The organism is Nocardioides sp., assembly GCF_041913365.1.
Lineage (GTDB): Bacteria > Actinomycetota > Actinomycetes > Propionibacteriales > Nocardioidaceae > Nocardioides.
Window position 1 is genome coordinate 261,019 of record NZ_JAYSFM010000003.1, and the last position, 18,866, is coordinate 279,884.

Consider the following 18,866-nt stretch of genomic DNA (forward strand, 5'->3'; position numbering starts at 1 on the left):
ATGTAGGGTGCCGCGCGTGGGCAAGTCCAAGTGCGGTTCCTCGAAGAAGGCCGGCAAGGCGGTGAAGGTCGCCAAGCTGCCGAAGAAGAAGTGCTGCGTCTCATCGACGAAGTGCAACCGCTGCCCGCTGCGCATGCTCAAGGAAGGCACCCTTCCGGCCGGCTACACGGTCAAGAAGCGCAAGCTCGTGAAGATCGACGTCGTCACCGCCAAGGGCGGCAAGAAGGGCAAGAAGGCCGCGAAGGCCGCCTGAGGCTCACCCCAGACGTTGGGCGACCAGCACGACGACCGCGATCACTGCCATCACGGCCAGGGCGATGCCCATCCGCCGCGCCATCTCCTTGACCCACAGCGTGGTCACCGTCTCCACTGCGCCCTTCCGGCTCAGCGGCGCGACGTCGACGACGGCCCGGCGGTTGATCGGGCCGTAGACGTGCGGGTAGGTGTCGTCGCCCACCGGCTCGACCCGCACCTCCGACTCCAGGCGGGCGGTGTCGATGGTCAGCAGGACCAGGTCCTCGCCGATCGAGCGGTAGTAGCGGTCGAACACCCCCTGCACCTGGTCGCGCCGGCTCGCGTGGATGAATCCCTCCTCCTCGAGGCTCACGCCCACGGTCGAGGTGGTGTAGGTGTCGGTCTCCAGCGCCCTGCGCCAGTCCGCGGCGGTCGCGATGTGGAAGATGCGCTCGGGCTGGCTCGCGGTCACCGTGCGAGGGTAGCGACATGGCCCGGTACCCGAGGGTCGCGCGCCCGATGGAATTCCGCCCGCAGGAGTGGAAGTCCATCCGGGCTCAGAACAGCCGGTGCTCGGCGTCGTCCATGCCGCGGAGGGCGTCGTAGTCGACGAGGGCGCAGGCGATGCCGCGGTCGGTGGCGAGGACGCGGGCCTGGGGCTTGATCTCCTGGGCCGCGAAGATGCCGCGGACCGGACCCTTGGCGCTGAGCAGCGGGTCGCGGTTGAGCAGCTCGAGGTAGCGGGTGAGCTGCTCGACGCCGTCGATCTCCCCGCGCCGCTTGATCTCCACCGCGACCGAGAGGCCGTCGGCGTCCCGGCACATCAGGTCGACCGGGCCGATCGCGGTCATGTACTCGCGGCGCACGAGCGACAGCCCGTCCGCGAGGGTCGCGGGGTGCTCGGCCAGCAGCTCCTGGAGGTGCTTCTCGACGCCGTCCTTCTGCAGGCCGGGGTCGACGCCGAGGTCGTGCGAGCTGTCGTGCAGCACCTCGTCGATGAGGATGCGCAGGGTGTCGTCGGACTTCGCCGCCGTCACCAGCCACTCGGGCCGGCCGTCCTCAGCGACGCCCTCGCGCACGGTGCACGGGGGCGACATCCAGTTCAGCGGCTTGTAGGAGCCGCCGTCGGAGTGGATCAGCACGGACCCGTCCGACTTCAGCATCAGGACGCGGGTGGCGAGCGGCAGGTGGGCCGAGAGCCGTCCGGCGTAGTCCACCTGGCAGCGTGCGACGACCAACCTCATGAATACAGCCTCACGACGGGCGAATCTACAGTGACCCCGTGACCGACCACCCGACCGACCACGCCGTACGCCCCGCGCGGGCGCGCGACCTGCCCCTGCTCGCGGCGATCGAGGACGCCGGGCTGCCGATGTTCGAGGAGGTGCTGGGCGACCTGACGGGTGACGCCCTGGCCTCGCCCGCGGTCAGCGGGCACGAGCGGGCCGCCCAGCCGGGCTTCATCCTGGTCGCAGGCGACCCGGTCGTCGGCTTCGCCCACGTCCGCGACCTCGAGTCCCACGCCCACCTCGACCAGCTGTCCGTGCACCCCGACCACGGCCGCCGCGGGATCGGCGCCGCGCTGCTGGACGCGGCCGCGGAGCGTGCCGCGGTCAAGGGCCACGGCGCCCTCACGCTCACGACGTACGCCGACCTGCCGTGGAACGCTCCGTTCTACGCCCGGCACGGATTCACCGAGGTCGCCGCCGACGAGCCGATGACCGCCACCCAGCTGGCCATCTCGGCGGCCGAGGAGCAGCTCGGCCTCGGCCGCCACGGCCGCCGCACCTGGATGCGCCGCACGCTCAGGAGGCACCGCAGCACCGCCGACATCGCTGCGTTCCTGCCGGCCGTCGACGGGTCCCCGCGCGACGTGGGCGTCCTGCGGGCCGTGGTCCGGCGGCCCGGTCCGGGGGAGCGCGAGGTGCTGGAGGTCGGCCACCTCGACGTCACCGAGGGCCTGGTGGGCGACACCTGGGCGACCCGAGGGAGCCGTCGTACGCCGGACGGCTCGGCGCACCCCGACATGCAGCTGAACCTGATGAACCACCGGCTCGTGGAGTTCCTCGCGCAGGACCCCGGGCGCGAGCAGCTCGCCGGCGACCAGATGTTCGTCGATCTCGACCTCTCGCACGCGAACCTGCCGGCGTGGAGCGAGCTCCACATCGGGGGCCCGGCCGGTGCCGTGATCGTGGTGACCGACCAGCCGCACAACGGGTGCGGCAAGTTCATCGCCCGCTTCGGCAAGGACGCGCTGACCTTCGTCAACGGCCCCGAGGGCAAGCCCCGCCGGCTGCGCGGCCTCTGCGCGAGGGTGGTGCGCCCGGGCCCGGTGCGTCCCGGCGACGAGGTCGTCGTCGTACGTCCGGGGGAGCCGACGTCGACGTGACGGTTGCCACACCCGCACGGGCGAGGAGGCGTGGGAGCATGCGTCCATGACTGAGACGGCTACTCGTGAGTTCACCACCGTCGGCGTGATCGGCCTCGGCACCATGGGTGCCGGCATCGCCGAGGTCTTCGCCCGCAACGGCTACGACGTCATCGGTGTCGAGCTCAACGACGCGGGGCTCGAGCGGGGCCGCCAGCACCTCGAGCACTCCACCGGACGCGCGGTGAAGCGCGAGAAGATGACCGGGGAGCAGCAGGCCGAGCTGCTGGGCCGGATCACCCTCACCACCGCGATGGAGGACCTGGCCAAGGCCGACCTCGTCGTCGAGGCGGTCGTCGAGTCGCTCGAGGTCAAGAAGTCGATCTTCCGCACGCTGGACGGCATCGTCCGCGACGACGCCGTGCTCGCCACCAACACCTCGTCACTGAGCGTCACCGAGATCTCCACGGCCAACTCCAAGCCGGGCCGGGTCGTCGGCGTCCACTTCTTCAACCCGGCTCCGGTGCAGAACCTCGTCGAGATCGTGCGCACGGTCGTCACGGAGCCGGAGGTGCTCGCGCAGGTCCAGGGCCTGCTGCGCGACCTCGGCAAGAACCCCGTCGTCTGCGGCGACAAGGCCGGCTTCATCGCCAACACGCTGCTCTTCGGCTACCTCAACCACGCCGTGGCGATGTACGAGGGCAAGTACGCCTCGCGCGAGGACATCGACGCCGCGATGCGCTTCGGCTGCGGCTACCCGATGGGCCCGCTGGCGCTGCTCGACCTGATCGGCCTCGACACGGCCTACGAGATCCTCGACACGATGTACAAGCAGGGTCGCGACCGCCTGCACGCCCCGGCCCCGATCCTCAAGCAGTACGTCACCGCGGGCCTGCTCGGCCGCAAGTCGGGCCGCGGGTTCTACACCTACGAGGCCCCCGACTCGCCGATCGTGGTGGCCGACGCCCACACGCCCAGCGAGGACGACAAGCCCCGCCTGCGCCACGACATCAAGCTCGTCGGCGTGGTCGGCACCGGCACGATGGCCTCCGGCATCGTCGAGGTCTTCGCCAAGGCGGGCTACGACGTGCTGTTCACCGGTCGCGGCCAGGACAAGGTCGACGGCGTCATCGCCACGATCACCAGGAACTTCGACAAGCAGATCCAGCGCGGCCGCGCGACCGAGGAGCAGAAGACCGAGGTGCTCGGCCGGGTGCGCGGCACGACCTCGCTGGACGACCTCAAGGACGTCGACATCGTGGTCGAGGCGATCGCCGAGGACCTCGCGATCAAGACCACCCTCTTCGAGAACCTCGACGAGATATGCAAGCCCGGCGCGATCCTGGCGACCACCACCTCGTCGCTGCCGATCATCGCGATGGCGAAGGTGACGAAGCGTCCGCAGGACGTGATCGGCATGCACTTCTTCAACCCGGCCGCGATCATGAAGCTGGTCGAGGTGGTCTCGACCGTCTCGACCGACGAGGCGGTCACCGAGAGCGTCCTCGCGCTCTGCGACCAGGTCGGCAAGGTGGCGGTGAAGTGCGGTGACCGCGCCGGCTTCATCGTCAACGCCCTCCTCTTCCCCTACCTCAACGACGCCGTCAAGATGCTCGAGGCGCACTACGCGACCGCCGACGACATCGACACGGCGATGAAGCAGGGCTGTGCGCTCCCGATGGGACCGTTCGAGCTGCTCGACGTGGTCGGCAACGACGTGTCGCTGGCGATCCAGAAGGAGCTCTACCTGGAGTTCCGGGAGCCGGGCTTCTCGCCGGCGCCGCTGCTGGAGCACCTGGTCACCGCGGGCTACCTCGGTCGCAAGACCGGGCGCGGCTTCCGGGACTACAGCGCGCGCTGAGACGCGCCGCCTCCGAGCGGCCCCGGATCAGACGGTCGCCGTGATGGTGCGGCTGGCGGAGGTCGCCTGCGGTGACGTGGCCACGACGGTGAGGGAGGCGCTCGTCGTCGGCACGTTGCGACGCTTGACCGAGAACGTCAGCTCCGGGGTCGACTGGGCGTCGTTGGTGAGCGCACCGGTCCACGTGAACGTGTAGGTCCACACGGTGTCGCTGGAGCCGGTCACCTTGCCCGCTGCCCAGCCGGTGCCGGTGACCGACAGGGCTGCGCCACCGGCGGCCGAGGTGCCGGGGAACGACAACGTCACCGTGAGGCTGGTGACCACGGGAGCCGTCGCGGACCACTCGCGACGCACCTGGACCTGCGTCTTGATGCGGTTGGGCGACGCACCGTTGTAGTCGTCGGGGTAGACCGCGAAGGTGTCGAGCACGAGCGAGGCAGCAGCGGAGGCGGCGTACGCGGGGGCCGTGCTGGCGGCGACGACCACCGGCGCCGTCCAGGCGGCGCCGAGCAGGGCACGCCGCGAGGCGGCCGGACCGCTGTCGCGGGTCGTCGACTCCGTCATGCGACCGCCCTCCCTCGGTGCGGTGTGCGAGCGAGCATCGCTCGTCGACAAGTGAACCACGTGAGGGCCAGCCGGTCAGGGCTGGTCAGTCCAGGCAGAACTCGTTGCCCTCGGGGTCGGTCATCACGAGGTGCCCGGCGGTCATCGGCGGAGCCGGCTCGTGCCGCTCCACCCGGGTGGCGCCCAGGGCGACGAGGCGCTCGCACTCAGCCTCCAGGGCGGACATCCGCTCCTCGCCCTGGAGCCCGGGCGCCGCCCTGAGGTCGAGGTGCACGCGGTTCTTGGCCGTCTTGCCCTCCGGCACGCGCTGGAAGAACAGCCGGGGCCCCTCGCCGTCAGGGTCCTCGGCCGCGGACGCGGAGTTCCACTCCGACTCCGGCACCCCGACCTCGGCGAGGAAGGCGTGCCACGCGTCGAACGGGTCCTGGCCCGGCTCGAGCTCACGCCCGGGCGGGGGTGGGTTGACGTAGCCCATCGCCTCGGCCCAGAAGCGGGAGAGGGCCTGCGGGTCGTGGGCGTCGAAGGTCACCTGGATGGTCCGGCTCATGCGGGCCATCATGCGCACACGCCACCGACAGTGGGGTCCCGGTAGGCGTCAGAGGCGCTGCGACTGCTCCATCACCAGGGCCGCGAGGCGCGCCCGCGTGTTGATGTCGAGCTTGCGGTAGATGTGGGTGAGGTGCGCGTCGACCGTGCGGGGGGAGACGAAGAGCTCCTCGGCGATCTTGCGGCTGGTCAGGCCGTGCGCGACCCGCTCGGCGACCTGGCGCTCGGCCGCGGTGAGCGCGTCGAGCACCGACGGCGGCGCCGTCGCGGGGCGGTTGAAGACCGCGGTGATCAGCGGCACCGCCTCGGCGGACAGCTCGTCGCCGTCGAGCCACTCCGCGGGCGCCGTGCCCGGGGCGATGTCGTAGTCGGCGGAGTAGCCCCAGCGCACCGCCATCCGTGGCGTGCGGAGCGCGAAGGCGGCGGCCGCGAGCGCCCGCGCCTCGGGCAGGTCGCGGGCACGGGCCACCCCGGCAAGGCCGTCGAGCACGTCGGCCGCGCGGAGCGGGAGCCGCATCGTGCGGCAGTGGTCGAGCGCGGTGAGGTACGTCGTCGTGGCCTGGTCGAGGTCGCCGAGCTCCACCAGCGCCCGCCCGAGCAGCAGCCGCGCCTCGACGCCGTCACGACCCAGCCGCGCGGAGTCGGCCAGCGCCACCACGTCGGCGGCGAGCCCGGCGGCCTGGCGGGACTCCCCGCGGCGCAGCAGGTCGCGGCCGTCCTGCGCCAGCACCGGCAGCCGGACCGCCCAGGGCAGCGTCTCGCGGACCACCTCGGTGGGCTCGAACGTCGGGTCGAGGCCACGCAGCAGCGTCTCCGCGAGCAGCCCGACGCGGTCCTCGGCGAGCTCGCGGGCCTCGGCCACCACGGCACGGGTGCCGGCGACCGCCTCGGCGATGCGTCCCTGCTCGAGCGCGATGCGGGCCAGCAGGGTGCGGAGGGAGAGGTCGATCCAGCGCTCGTCGCCCCCGGTGCGGGCGGGCATCGCCTCGCCCGCGGCCCGGGTGGCCTCGGCGAAGCGCCCCTGCGAGGTGTACAGATCGGCGAGGGTGCGGGTCGCCTGGCGGCGCATCGACCCTTCGGGATCGAGCTCGATGGCCCGCAGCGCCTCGCTCTCTGCGCGGGCGAGGTCGCCGGCGTCGAGGTGCATCTCTGCGCGGATCGAGGCGGTCTTGGCGAGCTGCTCCTCGGGCCGCGGTGCGGAGGACGCGTGCTGGTCGGCGCGGTCGAGCAGCCAGAGCCCTTCGTAGGTGCCGCGCATCTCCGACGCGGCGATGCCGGCGCGCCGGGCCATCTGGGCGCCGATCCCCGGCGGTCCGTCGCCGCTGGCGAGCGCGCCCTCCATGATCTCGACCGCCTCGCGCGTGCGCATGGAGGTGTAGAGCGAGGAGTAGATCCGGTTGGCGACGGAGTAGCCGTCGGCGCGCGTCTCCGGGTTGGCGCACGCAGCCAGCACGGCATGGCGCATGGCCGGGAGGTCGCGCAGCCACTCCGCGTCGGCCGCGCCGAAGTTGTCGTGCTCGGGGGCGTTGCCCTCGGCCCACCGCAGCAGGCCCGCGTCGACCGCCGCGGCGTCATCGGCCCCGGCCAGCACGCGCGCCCGTCCGCGGATCGGGGAGAGCATGTCGAACCGCCCGTGCTGGTCGACCTCGAGCAGGCTGCGCCGGACGAGGCCGCCGGTCAGCTCCGCGGCCTCGGGCACCGGCACGTCGAGCACCTCGGCGAGGACCCCCAGACCGACCGGGAAGTCGAGCAGCCCGATCCGGCGCAGCGCGGTGGCGCTGGCCTCGTCGAGGAGGTCGTGCGCCGAGTCGACCGCCTGGTCCAGGCTGACCGTGGACATCGCGTTGCTGAGCCCGACCAGCGCGGACTGCACGGCGACCTGCTCGATCAGCAGGGGGAGGCCGCCGGTGGCGCTCAGCAGCCGGCGCACCTCGTGGGCCTGCGCGGCGAGGTCCACCTGCTGGCCACCGGCCGAGCGGATGCGGCGGAGGAACAGCTCGACGGCCGGGCCCTCCAGCGGCGAGCGCGGGGTGGGCACCGGCAGCGGCCCGACGCGTACGACGGACTCGTAGGGCTGCCCGGCCGTGGTCCGCGCCGTCACCACCACGCGCGCGTCGCTGGTGCTCTCCAGCATCGACTGCAGCACCGGTCCGGCGTCGGTCGCGTCGAGGTCGAGCCCGTCGAGGACGAGCAGGGTGTCCCGGCCGTCGACGGCGCGGCCCAGCGCGCCGGTCAGCGAGTCGCCCGGCGCCGTCTCCGACTCGAGGCTCTCGAGCGCGGCCACGAGCACGTCGTCGAGCGTGCGCAGGTTGCGCGCGTCGACCCACGACGCGGGAGCCGCCTGGGCGGCGTGGCGCACCAGCAGGGTCTTCCCGCTTCCGGGAGGACCGACCACGGTGACCCAGCGCGACTCGTCGATCGCCTCGCTCAGCGCACGCTGGACGTCGTCTCGACCGAGGCACGGGGACAGCACGAGTCCGAATCTATCGGCTTACGTAGGTGAGATAGGTAGGACTACGGATGCCGACACCCGCCCTTTCGCGGGAATCTTCTCTCACGCCGAGAGCGGCGGGACCGCACAGGGGAGGGTCCCGCTGCCCGGCCGCTTCTCGAGAGCAGGTCGCACGTCGTCGGGGGTCGACGCGCGACCTGCTCTTCGCGTTGCCCGGCAGTTGCGCCCGCTGCGTACGCTGTGGCCATGGAAATCGTCCTCCTGCTCGTCGTCCTCGGCGGCCTCACCGCGGTCGCGGTGGGAGCCGGGAGGTCGGGCAAGAAGCGCGAGCTGGCCCGGGCGGAGGCCGAGGTCGCGCCGGTGAAGAAGCTCGCCGAGGAGGACGTCACCGCCCTCGGCGTCGAGCTCCAGGACCTCGACATCGACCTGGCCGGGCAGGAGCTCGACCCCGGTGCCAACGCCGACTACCAGCGGGCGCTCGACGCCTACGAGTCCGCCAAGGCCGCCGCCGCGGGGCTGACCCGGCCCGAGGACGTCAAGCACGTCACCGAGATCCTCGAGGACGGCCGCTATGCCATGGCGTGCGTGCGTGCCCGGGTGGCCGGTGAGCCGCTGCCGCAGCGCCGTCCGCCGTGCTTCTTCGACCCGCGCCACGGGCTGTCGGTCGCCGACGTCCCCTGGACGCCGCCGGGCGGCGCCTCGCGCGACGTGCCGGCCTGCGCCCTCGACGTGGAGCGCGTCCGCGCCGGCGCCGAGCCCGACATCCGCAAGGTCATGGTCGGCTCCCGCCGGGTGCCGTACTGGCAGGGCGGCCGCGCCTACCAGCCCTACGCCGCGGGCTACTTCGGCGCCTTCAGCCCGATGGACTGGATGTTCATGGGCATGCTCTTCGGCGGCGGGTTCGACGGCCTCGGCGAGGGCATCGGGGCGATCGGCGAGGGCATCGGCGACATGTTCGGCGGCATCGGCGACGGCATCGGCGGCATGTTCGACGGCTTCGACGGCTTCGACTTCTGAGCCGACCTCCGACCCCACCCGGACCCTTCGTCCTCAGGGGTGTGCTCGACCCCCGAGGACCGGTCTAGCGTCCGAAGGCATGGCCGGAGTCGAGACAGGCACCATCACCACCGACATCCCCGCACGGATGGACCGCCTCCCGTGGGCCCGCTGGCACTGGCTCGTGGTCATCGGCCTGGGCACCGTGTGGATCCTCGACGGCCTCGAGGTGACGATCGTCGGCTCGATGTCGGAGGCGCTCAAGCCGGGTGACACCGGCCTCGGCCTGTCGAGCTCCGACGTGGGCCTGGCCGGCGCGATGTACGTCGCCGGGGCCTGCGTCGGCGCGCTGTTCTTCGGCCAGCTCACCGACCGGTTCGGCCGCAAGAAGCTCTTCCTCATCACCCTCGGCGTCTACACGGTGGCCACGGTGCTGACGGCGTTCTCGATGAACCCGGCGTGGTACTTCGCGTGCCGCTTCCTGACCGGCACCGGCATCGGCGGCGAGTACGCCGCCATCAACTCCGCCATCGACGAGCTGATCCCTGCGAAGTACCGCGGTCGGGTGGACGTGGCGATCAACGGCTCGTTCTGGGTGGGCGCCGCCCTGGGTTCGCTCCTGACCATCCCGCTCCTCGACCCCAACGTGGTCGACCCGAGCTGGGGCTGGCGGGCCGCCTTCGCCCTCGGCGCGATCCTCGCAGTCGGGATCCTGGTGGTGCGTCGCCACGTGCCGGAGAGCCCGCGCTGGCTCTTCATCCACGAGCGCGAGGACGAGGCCGAGCGCGTCGTGAGCGACATCGAGAGGACGGTCGTCGACGAGACGGGCGTCGAGCTGCACGACGTCGACGACACGATCACCATCCGGCAGCGCAAGACCATCAGCCTGGCCCTCATCGCGAGGACCGTCTTCACGATGTACCCGCGGCGCACGATCCTGTGCTTCTCGCTGTTCGTGGGCCAGGCCTTCCTCTACAACGCCTTCTTCTTCACCTACGGCGACACCCTCAGCACCTTCCTCGACGTGACGCAGACCGGCTGGTACCTCGCGATCTTCGCGGCCAGCAACTTCATCGGCGCGCTGGTGCTGAGCCCGCTCTTCGACACCATCGGGCGGGTGCGGATGATCGCCGGCACCTACATCGTGTCCGGGATCCTGCTGGCGGTCGCGGGGGTGCTGCTCGGCGACCTGAGCGCGGTGACGCTCACGATGTTCGGCGCGGTGACCTTCTTCTTCGCCTCGGCCGGTGCCAGCGCGGCGTACCTCACCGCCTCGGAGATCTTCCCGATGGAGACCCGCGCCCTGTGCATCGCCTTCTTCTACGCGATCGGCACGGCCGCGGGCGGCATCGCCGGCCCGCTCCTGTTCGGCCGGCTCATCGAGGACGCGAGCAGCGACGGCGACATCACCGGCATCGCGATCGGCTACTTCATCGGCGCCGCCCTGATGATCGCCGGCGGCATCGTCGAGATCTTCCTGGGCGTCAAGGCCGAGGGCCAGTCGCTCGAGGACATCGCGCAGCCGCTCACCGCCGAGGACCGGGCCGACAACCAGACGGACCAGGCCGAGAGGAGCCGAGCATGAGCCCGATGCCACCGCCCGAGTCGTCTACGGAGGGCCACCGCGACCGGCAGCCCCACACCACCGGGGACGGGTCGGTCGTCGCGACCTGAGCACTGCGAGGATGGGGCCGTGAGCCTGCACACCACGGTCCTCGGCGACCACGGCCCGACCGTCGCGTTCTGCCACGGGCTCTTCGGCCAGGGCAAGAACTGGACCCAGATCGCCAAGGCGCTCAGCGCCGACCACCGGGTGGTCCTCGTCGACATGCCCAACCACGGCCGATCGCCGTGGACCGAGACGTTCGACTACCTCGACCTCGCCGACCAGGTCGCCGACACCCTGCGCCCCGAGGGGGCGCTCGCCCTGGTCGGTCACTCGATGGGCGGCAAGATCGCGATGTGCCTCGCGTTGCGGCACCCCGAGCTGGTCGAGCGGCTCGCCGTCGTCGACATCGCCCCGGTGGCCTACGACAGCGGTCGGGAGTTCGTCGGCTACATCGAGACCATGCGCGGGCTCGACCTCACCACCATCGAGCGCCGCGACGAGGCGGAGGAGGCGCTGCGCGAGGCCGTGCCCAACCCGGTCGTGCGCAGCTTCCTCCTGCAGAACCTCCGCCGCACCGACGACGGCTGGCAGTGGCAGGTCAACCTCGAGCTGCTCGGGGAGGAGATGGCGGGGCTGGTCGGGTGGCCCGACGCCGAGCTCGGCGAGGCGACGTACGACGGACCGGTGCTGTGGGTGGGCGGAGCCGACTCCGACTACATCAGCGACGAGTCCGGCGGCGAGATGGACCGCCGCTTCCCCCGCAACCGGCGGGTGCTGGTCAAGGGCGCGGGCCACTGGGTGCACTCCGAGCAGCCGCAGGTGTTCCTCGAGGTGATGCGCCGCTTCCTGCCCTGACCCTGCGCAGCCGGTCCCAGGACGGGGGTCAGGAGCGTTGGCGGGCCCGGTAGGCGGCCACGGCCTCGCGGTTGCCGCAGGTGGTGGAGCAGTAGCGGCGCGAGCGGTTGCGGGACAGGTCGAGGACGACGTCCTCGCAGTCCTCGGCGGCGCAGCGGGCCAGGCGCGACATCTCGTCGGCGCGGATCACGTCGACCATGGCCATCGCGGTCTCCACCACCACGCGCTCCTCGAGCGGGCGGTCGGGGTCGACCGCGTGCAGGTGCCAGTCCCACTGGTCGTGCCGCTGGAGCTGGGGGAGTGCCTTCGCCCGGGCCAGCATCGTGTTCACGATCTCGGCGGCCTCGTCGCGCTCGGCCAGCAGCAGGCCCCGCAGCGCGGGCCGGAGCCGGCGTACGGCATCGAGCTCGGCAGGTGTCGCGTCGTGGCGCCCGGTGTAGGACCACCCGACCAGGAAGGCCGACAGGTCGTCGACCGACCCCAGCGGCTGGCCGGGCTCGTCGGTCGAGTTGGCCAGCGCCACGGCCGCCTGGAGGGCCGCGTCGGTGTCATCCGTGAAAAGCACGTTGACACATTACATGAGTCCGCCCTAATGTCATGACCGTGAGCGCTATGACCCATGACGTCACCTCGTCCCGCACCGCGGCCGGCCTGGTGCTGGCCGTCGCCTCCGCGACGTCGTTCGGCCTGTCGGGTGCACTCGCCCGCGGCCTGCTCGACACGGGCTGGAGCGCGGGCGCCACCGTGGGCCTGCGCATCGCCATCGCCGCCGCCGTGCTGGTCGTCCCGGGCGCGCTGGCGCTCCGGGGCCGGTGGCACCTGGTGCGTGACAACGCCGGGCTGGTCCTGGTCTACGGCCTGGCGGCCGTGGCCGGCGCGCAGCTGTGCTACTTCTACGCCGTCACCTACATGCAGGTCAGCGTGGCGCTGCTGCTGGAGTACACCGCGCCCGTCGCCGTCGTCGTGTGGCTCTGGCTGCGCCACGGGCACCGGCCCTCGGCGCTCACCCTGCTGGGCGCGGCGATCGCCGCCGCTGGGCTGGTCCTCGTGCTCGACGTCGTCTCCGGTGCCGAGCTGAGCACGGCCGGCGTGCTGTGGGCGCTGGGCGCGATGGTCGGCGCGGCGACGTACTTCGTGATCTCCGCCGACGAGGACAACGGCCTGCCGGGGATCTCCCTGGCCGCCGGCGGCCTGCTGGTCGGCGGCGTGGTCCTGCTGGTCGCCGGGGCCACGGGCATCCTGCCCTTCCACGCCTCCACCGCGGACGCGGTCTACGACGGCCGGGCGGTGGCGTGGTGGATCCCGGTGGTGCTGCTGGGCCTGGTCACCGCGGCGTTCTCCTACGTCACCGGCATCGCGGCGGGACGCCGCCTCGGCAGCCGCCTCGCGTCGTTCGTCGCCCTCGGCGAGGTCCTGGCCGCGGTGGTCTGGGCGTGGCTGCTCCTCGGCGAGCTGCCGCGGCCGATCCAGCTGGCCGGTGGCCTGCTGGTGCTCGCCGGCGTCGTGGTGGTCAAGCTCGGGGAGGGCCGCGCGTCCCTCGTCGTCGAGCCGCTGCCCGAGCCGGAGCCCGAGTCCCTCAGCGGGCGTCCTGCCGCTTGAGGAACACCTCGCGGTGCAGCAGCAGCAGTGCCGCCGCGGTGGGCACCGCGAGCAGCGCGCCGACGACGCCCATGAGCGAGCCGCCCACCAGCGCCGCCACGACCGTGACCGAGCCGGGGATGTCGACCGACTTCTTCATGATCCGCGGGTAGATGAAGTACGACTCGATCTGCTGGTAGGCGAGGTAGTAGACCAGCGCGACGAGCGCCACGGTGGGGGAGACCGTCAGCCCGAGCAGCGTCATGATCGCCCCTGAGACGAAGGCGCCGACGACCGGGATGAGCGAGAACAGCCCCACCACGAAGGCCAGAGCGAACGCGTAGTCGCCCAGGCCCACGACGAACGAGAACAGCAGCGTGCTGATCCCCGCGCACAGGGCGACGAGGAACGCGCCCGCGACGTAGGCGCCCGTGGAGCGGATGATGCGGTCGCCCAGGTCGCTGACCCGGGGGCGCTTCGACGCCGGGGCCAGGGAGTACGCCGCGTGCTTGATGCTCGGCAGCGAGGCCAGGAAGTAGATCATCAGCACCAGCACGATGAGGCTGTTGGTGAGGGCGCTGAGCACCCTCAGGCCGACGCCGAGCGCGCCGCCGAACACGCGCTCGCCGAAGTCGCCGTTCTGGATGTAGTCGCGGACCTTGGCGATGAGGTCGTACTTGTCGTCGAGCTTCTGGACCTGGCTGTTGGCCTGGAGGTCGTCGAGCCATCCAGGGGCGTTGCGGGTGATCTGCGCGATCTGCTCGCTGATCACCGGCGCCACGGCGACGACGAACAGCGCGAGGACGCTGATGACCACGACGAGCACCAGCAGCACGGACAGCCCGCGCCGGATGCCCCGGCGCATGAAGAACTCGACGACGGGGTTCAGGCCGATCGCGAGGAACATCGACATCACGAGCAGCACCAGGATCGAGGAGATGCTCAGCAGCTGCTGGGACAGGAACACCGCGATGAGTGCGCCGAAGGCGCCGAAGAAGCCGATGTTGAAGGGGGAGTGGCGCAGCAGCTGCGAGGGCTGGGCCGCCGGCTCCACGGGGACGTACGGCGCGGGCGCCGCCTCGTCGACCACGAGGTCGGTGGCATCGTCGATCCTCTCCGCGATGTCGGCAGCGGACTGCGCGGACTCCTCCGCCGACTCGGCTGCCGCCTCGGCACGGTCGGCGTGGTCGCTGGCCTGCTCCACGACCTGCTGGGCTGCCTCGTGCGCGGCTCCGTGAGCGGCGGACGCATCGCCGTCCGCCCGCGTCTGGGCGGCCGCGGGCACCTCGTGCTCGGCGTCGCGGGGTGCCACGGCCTCCCGCAGCCGAGAGCGCCAGCTCAGGACTCGTCCTCGCCGAAGCCGGCGACCACGTCGCGCAGTGCACCGAGCTGGGCGGTGATGGCGTCGCGGCGCTTGGTCACGCGCTCGACCTCCGACTGGATGTTCGCCAGCTCGCGCTCGGCCTCGGCCTGTCGCGTCGCGGTGATCGAGTCGGCCTGCGTGCGGGCGGAGGCCACGATCTGCTCGGCCTCGCGGCGGGCCCGGCTGAGCAGGCCCTCGGCCTCGCTCTGGGCCTGGGACCGGTGCGTGTTGGCCTGGGCCGTCGCCTCGCGCGCCCGCTGCTCGGCCGCGGTGGCGCGGTCCTCGGCCTCGACGACGAGGCGCTGCGTCTCCGCGGTGGCGTTGCTGTGGTGCTCGGCCGCCTCGCGGGTCAGCCGCTCCTTCTCCACCGCCAGCGTGCGCCTGGCCTCCTGGACCTCGCGGTCCGCCGCCGCCCGGGCCTGCTCGGCCTCGCGGGTGGCGGTGGTGCGCATCTCGTTGGTCTCCTGCTGCGCGGCCAGCCGGAGCTGGTCGGCCTCGCGTCGCGCCGCGGCCAGGATGTCGTCCGCCTCGGCCTTGGCCAGCGAGCGCTCGGTCTCCGCGTCGGCGGTGAGCCGGGCGCGCATCTCGTCCAGCTCCTTGAGCTGGACCATGCGCATGTCGTCGGCCTCACGGGCCGCGTCGGCGCGGATGCTCTCGGCGTCGCGACCGGCGGCGCGGCGGATCTCGTCGGCGTCGCGGCGGGCGGCCGTGCGCACGTCGTTGGACTCGTCCTCGGCGAGCTTGAGCATCGAGGTGGCCCGGCCGCCGAGACCGGCGTAGGTCGGGTTGGTGTTCTCCTCGAGCTCGGCGCGCAGGCGGCCCAGCTCGGACTCGAGCTCGATCACCCGCTCCTCGCTGCTCGCGAGGCTGGTGGCCAGGCCGGACTTCTCCGACATGAGCTGGCCGACCCGCTGGTCGACCGCGGTCCGGTCGTAGCCACCGCGGCGCACCTGCGGCAGCGGTGCCGCTGCGGCAGCCGGGGGGACTGGGGCGGCCGGGCGGGCGGCCGCCGGGGTGGGCGCCGGGGTCGTCGCCCGGGCGGGCGCGGGAGCCTGGGCAGCCGGCGCGGGCGGCGGGATCACCGGGGCCTTGACGGTCGCCTCCTGGTCCGGGGTCGTGCGGGGCGCGGGCTGCTCGGTCGGCTTCGCGGCGGCCGGCTGGGCCGGCTTCTCGGCCGGCTTCTCAGCCGTCTTCTCCACGGGCGTCGTCGCCGGGGCCTCGGTCTTCGAGGGTGCGGGCTTCGCGGCCCCCGCCTTCGCGGGCGCCTCGGCAGGCTTCGCGGCCGGCTTCCCGGCCGACTTCGCGGCCGCGGCGGCGGGTTCGTCCTTCGGTGTCACCGGGAGCACCTGGGTCTCCTCGGCCGCGTCGTCGGAGGACTCCGGCTCGTCGAAGATGGACAGGCCCTGGTCGGAGCTCATGCTGCGACACCCACTCTCACGTCGTACGGACTGCGTAGGTGCCAGTCTCTCCGATGCCGTGGAACAAACACACCCCGGCTCGCGGACGAGCCGCGAACCGGGGTGTGAGCAATCTCAGAACAGCCCCGAAGGGGTGGGTCAGACGCCCCGGAACCGGTTGATCGCGCTCTCGTGCTGCGCGCGCATCTCGTGGTCGAGGACGCCCTGGCCCTCCTCCGGCGCGAGGCAGAGCACGCCGACCTTGCCCTGGTGGGCGTTCTGGTGGACGTCGAGCGAGGCCTGGCCGACCTCGTCCAGCGTGTAGGTCCGCGACAGGGTCGGGTGGATCTTGCCCTTGGCGATGAGGCGGTTGGCCTCCCACGACTCGCGGTAGTTGGCGAAGTGGCTGGAGATGATCCGCTTGAGGTTCATCCACAGGTAGCGGTTGTCGTACTCGTGCATGTAGCCCGAGGTCGACGCGCAGGTGGTGATGGTGCCGCCCTTGCGGGTGACGAACACCGAGGCGCCGAACGTCTCCCGGCCCGGGTGCTCGAAGACGATGTCGATGTCCTCGCCGCCGGTGAGCTCGCGGATGCGGGCGCCGAAGCGCTTCCACTCGCGCGGGTCCTGCTCGGTGCCCTCGTCGTTCCAGAACTTGTAGCCCTCCTCCGAGCGGTTGATGATCAGCTCGGCGCCCATGCTGCGGGCGATCTGGGCCTTCTCCTCGTTGGAGACCACGCACACCGGGGTGGCGCCGCCGTTGAGGGCGTACTGCGTCGCGAAGCCGCCGAGGCCGCCGGAGGCGCCCCAGATCAGGACGTTGTCGCCCTGCTTCATGTCGCCGCCGTTCTTGCTGACCAGCTGGCGGTACGCCGTGCAGTTCACGAGGCCGGGGGAGGCGGCCTCCTCCCAGGTGAGGTGCTCGGGCTTGGGCATCAGCTGGTTGGCCTTGACCATCGCCACGTCGGCCAGGCCGCCGAAGTTGGTCTCGAAGCCCCAGATCCGCTGCTCGGTGTCGAGCATGGTGTCGTTGTGGCCGTCAGGGCCCTCGAGCTCGACCGAGAGGCAGTGGGCGACGACGCGGTCGCCCGGCTTCCACTTGGTCACGCCGGGACCGGTCTTGAGCACCACGCCGGCGAGGTCGGAGCCGACCACGTGGTAGGGCAGGTCGTGGCGCTTGGTCAGCTCGGAGTTGCGGCCGTAGCGCTCCAGGAAGCCGAAGGTGGAGACGGGCTCGAAGATCGAGGTCCACACGGTGTTGTAGTTGATGGCGCTGGCCATCACGGCCACGAAGGCCTCGCCGGGGCCGAGCTCGGGGAGCGGCACCTCGTCGACGTGGAGCGACTTGCGCGGGTCCTTCTCCTTCGCCGTGAGGCCCTCGAACATGTCGACCTCGTCCTTCTTCACGAAGGCGGCGCGGTAGGACTCGGGCAGCTCGAGGCTGGCGAAGTCCTCCGAAGTGGCGTTGCCGGACTGGATGGCTTCGAGGATGTTCTGCACTGGTGTCTCCTGCAATCAGGTGTGAGGCATCGGTGGCGTCGATCGGGGCGAAGATACCGGCGAGTAACCTCGCGCGGGTGGAGGTGTGAGATACCTCGCGTCGGCGGGGCTCAGTGGCCGTGGGCGGCGGGCTCGACCAGCTCGACCAGCACGCCGCCGGCGTCCTTGGGGTGGATGAAGTTCACGCGGCTGTCCGACGTGCCGCGCTTCGGCGCGTCGTACAGCAGGCGCAGACCGCGCTCGCGCAGCACGTCGGCGACGTGCTCCACGTCCTCGACGCGGAAGGCCAGCTGCTGGATGCCCTGGCCGTTGCGCTCGAGGAACTTCGCGATCGTCGACTCGGACGTCAGCGGGGCGAGCAGCTGGATGCACGACCCGGAGTCGCCGACCCCGACCATCGCCTCGCGGACGCCCTGCTCCTCGTTGGTCTCCTCGTGGAGGACCGTCATGCCGTAGGCGTCGCGGTAGAACGCCATGGCCTCGTCGAGGTCGGGGACCGCGATGCCGACGTGGTCGATCGCGGTGAAGAGGTGGTGCACGTCAGCAGGCAGGTCGGGGGTCATGGGCACATCGTGTACGACGGCGCGCCCGGGGGCGAGGGGGTGTGACCGTCGCCACTCCCGACCGGTCAGCCCAGGCTGGCGGCGCGGTCGTACGTGCCGAGCACGGCGGCGGCGTCGATGTCGCCGATGAAGCCGAGCGGGCTGGCGCACGGGCCGCCGTAGTCCCCGACGTAGAAGTCGTCGCCGTTAGGCATGCCGTAGTAGACGTTCGCTGCCGCGGGGGCAGCGGCGCCCACCTGCCGGCCGTCGACCCAGAGCCGGATGGACTGGCCGTCGAAGGCGCCCATCACGGTGTGCCAGCTCCCGTCCCAGATCGCCGCGCCCGCGTCGGCCGACCGGAACACCGTGGTCCCGTCGGAGACGTAGAAGACGAGCCCGCCGTCACCGCCGGTGAAGAGGCCGTAGGACGCGTTCTCGCACTGGAACGCCCCCTTCGACATGACGTAGCGGAACGCGCCGGGACCGGTGCTGCGCACCCGGGCCAGCACGGTGACGCCGTCCGGCTCCAGCGAGGGCGCGTCGGCCATCCGGACGCTCTGCGCGCCGTTGAAGCGGAGCGCGGCGCGCTTGAGGAACAGCAGGCGGGGGAGCTGGACCCAGGTCGGGTCGGCGGCGTCCGCGCCCGCAGTGGTGCCGAGCTGGCCGCGGTTGCCGTTGAAGGAGAGGTCGTAGGCCACCTGGCCCGAGCCCTCGTCGAAGAGCCAGAGCCCGCCCACGCCGCCGGCGCGCGCGCTCGCGGGCGGCGCGGCGAGGACGGTGCCGAGCAGTGCGGCCGTGGCCAGCGCGACGGCGGAGGTCAGGGTGCGGCGGACTCGTGACATGGGCGCTCCTCGGGAACGTCGGATCGGCCCCGAGGCCGCGGGTGTGGGACAAGACCACCACCCACGTGACCCGCGTGGTGCGTCGTGCTGGCGCGCTCCCTCATTTTGGTGAGCCCACATGGGTGGGGCGGGGTGTGACGTGTGCCTCACAGGTGAAGG

18 protein-coding genes are annotated in these 18,866 nt (G+C 72.0%); 7 read left to right on the plus strand and 11 right to left on the minus strand.

What is annotated here, in order from left to right; genetic code table 11:
• Positions 1–16: 16 nt before the first annotated feature.
• Positions 17–253, plus strand: coding sequence for a hypothetical protein (locus ACE3QY_RS09655; RefSeq protein WP_374455794.1), 237 nt, complete (start codon positions 17–19; stop codon positions 251–253).
• Between the two features lie 3 nt (positions 254–256).
• Here ACE3QY_RS09655 and ACE3QY_RS09660 read toward each other — a convergent pair whose 3' ends face one another.
• Positions 257–706 carry a DUF952 domain-containing protein gene (locus tag ACE3QY_RS09660; RefSeq protein ID WP_374455795.1) on the minus strand — a complete coding sequence of 150 codons (450 nt, stop codon included), beginning with the start codon at positions 704–706 and terminating at the stop codon, positions 257–259.
• Between the two features lie 85 nt (positions 707–791).
• The gene (gene nucS / locus ACE3QY_RS09665; protein ID WP_374455796.1) at positions 792–1,478 is read right to left on the minus strand and encodes an endonuclease NucS; all 687 of its coding nucleotides are present in this window, start codon (positions 1,476–1,478) and stop codon (positions 792–794) included.
• A gap of 38 nt (positions 1,479–1,516) precedes the next feature.
• Between nucS and ACE3QY_RS09670 the strand changes: the two genes are divergently transcribed.
• Both ACE3QY_RS09670 and ACE3QY_RS09675 read left to right on the plus strand, forming a co-directional pair.
• Positions 1,517–2,623 (plus strand): GNAT family N-acetyltransferase, encoded by a 1,107-nt coding sequence (locus tag ACE3QY_RS09670; RefSeq protein WP_374455797.1) that lies wholly within the window; start codon positions 1,517–1,519, stop codon positions 2,621–2,623.
• 46 nt (positions 2,624–2,669) lie between these two features.
• A complete protein-coding gene (locus ACE3QY_RS09675) occupies positions 2,670–4,463 on the plus strand; it encodes a 3-hydroxyacyl-CoA dehydrogenase family protein (RefSeq protein ID WP_374455798.1) in 1,794 nt (597 codons plus the stop codon).
• Between the two features lie 27 nt (positions 4,464–4,490).
• Here ACE3QY_RS09675 and ACE3QY_RS09680 read toward each other — a convergent pair whose 3' ends face one another.
• The 3 genes from ACE3QY_RS09680 to ACE3QY_RS09690 all read right to left on the minus strand — a co-directional run bounded on the left by ACE3QY_RS09680 (position 4,491) and on the right by ACE3QY_RS09690 (position 8,046).
• The gene (locus ACE3QY_RS09680) at positions 4,491–5,027 is read right to left on the minus strand and encodes a hypothetical protein (protein WP_374455799.1); all 537 of its coding nucleotides are present in this window, start codon (positions 5,025–5,027) and stop codon (positions 4,491–4,493) included.
• Positions 5,028–5,112: 85 nt separating this feature from the next.
• Positions 5,113–5,574, minus strand: a complete 462-nt coding sequence (locus ACE3QY_RS09685) for a VOC family protein (protein ID WP_374455800.1) — start codon at positions 5,572–5,574, stop codon at positions 5,113–5,115.
• Between the two features lie 48 nt (positions 5,575–5,622).
• Positions 5,623–8,046: a LuxR C-terminal-related transcriptional regulator gene (locus ACE3QY_RS09690; RefSeq protein ID WP_374455801.1), complete on the minus strand. Its 2,424-nt coding sequence runs from the start codon at positions 8,044–8,046 to the stop codon at positions 5,623–5,625.
• A gap of 225 nt (positions 8,047–8,271) precedes the next feature.
• Here ACE3QY_RS09690 and ACE3QY_RS09695 point away from each other — a divergent pair, with 225 nt between their 5' ends.
• The 3 genes from ACE3QY_RS09695 to ACE3QY_RS09705 all read left to right on the plus strand — a co-directional run bounded on the left by ACE3QY_RS09695 (position 8,272) and on the right by ACE3QY_RS09705 (position 11,485).
• Positions 8,272–9,042 carry a hypothetical protein gene (locus tag ACE3QY_RS09695; RefSeq protein WP_374455802.1) on the plus strand — a complete coding sequence of 257 codons (771 nt, stop codon included), beginning with the start codon at positions 8,272–8,274 and terminating at the stop codon, positions 9,040–9,042.
• A gap of 79 nt (positions 9,043–9,121) precedes the next feature.
• Positions 9,122–10,606 carry an MFS transporter gene (locus tag ACE3QY_RS09700; RefSeq protein ID WP_374455803.1) on the plus strand — a complete coding sequence of 495 codons (1,485 nt, stop codon included), beginning with the start codon at positions 9,122–9,124 and terminating at the stop codon, positions 10,604–10,606.
• 108 nt (positions 10,607–10,714) lie between these two features.
• Positions 10,715–11,485 (plus strand): alpha/beta fold hydrolase, encoded by a 771-nt coding sequence (locus ACE3QY_RS09705; protein ID WP_374455804.1) that lies wholly within the window; start codon positions 10,715–10,717, stop codon positions 11,483–11,485.
• Positions 11,486–11,513: 28 nt separating this feature from the next.
• On the opposite strand, the gene ACE3QY_RS09710 is transcribed toward ACE3QY_RS09705, so the two are convergent.
• Positions 11,514–12,050 (minus strand): CGNR zinc finger domain-containing protein, encoded by a 537-nt coding sequence (locus ACE3QY_RS09710; protein WP_374455805.1) that lies wholly within the window; start codon positions 12,048–12,050, stop codon positions 11,514–11,516.
• A 47-nt stretch (positions 12,051–12,097) separates the two neighbouring features.
• On the opposite strand from ACE3QY_RS09710, the gene ACE3QY_RS09715 reads away from it, so the two are divergent.
• Positions 12,098–13,084, plus strand: a complete 987-nt coding sequence (locus tag ACE3QY_RS09715; protein ID WP_374455806.1) for a DMT family transporter — start codon at positions 12,098–12,100, stop codon at positions 13,082–13,084.
• On the opposite strand, the gene ACE3QY_RS09720 is transcribed toward ACE3QY_RS09715, so the two are convergent.
• The 5 genes from ACE3QY_RS09720 to ACE3QY_RS09740 form a co-directional block, all read right to left on the minus strand.
• On the minus strand, positions 13,062–14,375 hold the full coding sequence (locus ACE3QY_RS09720) for an AI-2E family transporter (RefSeq protein WP_374455807.1): 1,314 nt from the start codon (positions 14,373–14,375) through the stop codon (positions 13,062–13,064). The two genes, ACE3QY_RS09715 and ACE3QY_RS09720, sit on opposite strands and share 23 nt — an antisense overlap.
• 26 nt (positions 14,376–14,401) lie before the next feature.
• The gene (locus ACE3QY_RS09725; RefSeq protein ID WP_374455808.1) at positions 14,402–15,844 is read right to left on the minus strand and encodes a hypothetical protein; all 1,443 of its coding nucleotides are present in this window, start codon (positions 15,842–15,844) and stop codon (positions 14,402–14,404) included.
• A 138-nt stretch (positions 15,845–15,982) separates the two neighbouring features.
• Positions 15,983–17,323: a crotonyl-CoA carboxylase/reductase gene (gene ccrA, locus ACE3QY_RS09730; protein WP_374455809.1), complete on the minus strand. Its 1,341-nt coding sequence runs from the start codon at positions 17,321–17,323 to the stop codon at positions 15,983–15,985.
• A gap of 110 nt (positions 17,324–17,433) precedes the next feature.
• Positions 17,434–17,886: a methylmalonyl-CoA epimerase gene (mce, locus tag ACE3QY_RS09735; RefSeq protein WP_374455810.1), complete on the minus strand. Its 453-nt coding sequence runs from the start codon at positions 17,884–17,886 to the stop codon at positions 17,434–17,436.
• 65 nt (positions 17,887–17,951) lie between these two features.
• The gene (locus ACE3QY_RS09740) at positions 17,952–18,707 is read right to left on the minus strand and encodes a LamG-like jellyroll fold domain-containing protein (protein ID WP_374455811.1); all 756 of its coding nucleotides are present in this window, start codon (positions 18,705–18,707) and stop codon (positions 17,952–17,954) included.
• Between the last annotated feature and the right edge of the window lie 159 nt (positions 18,708–18,866).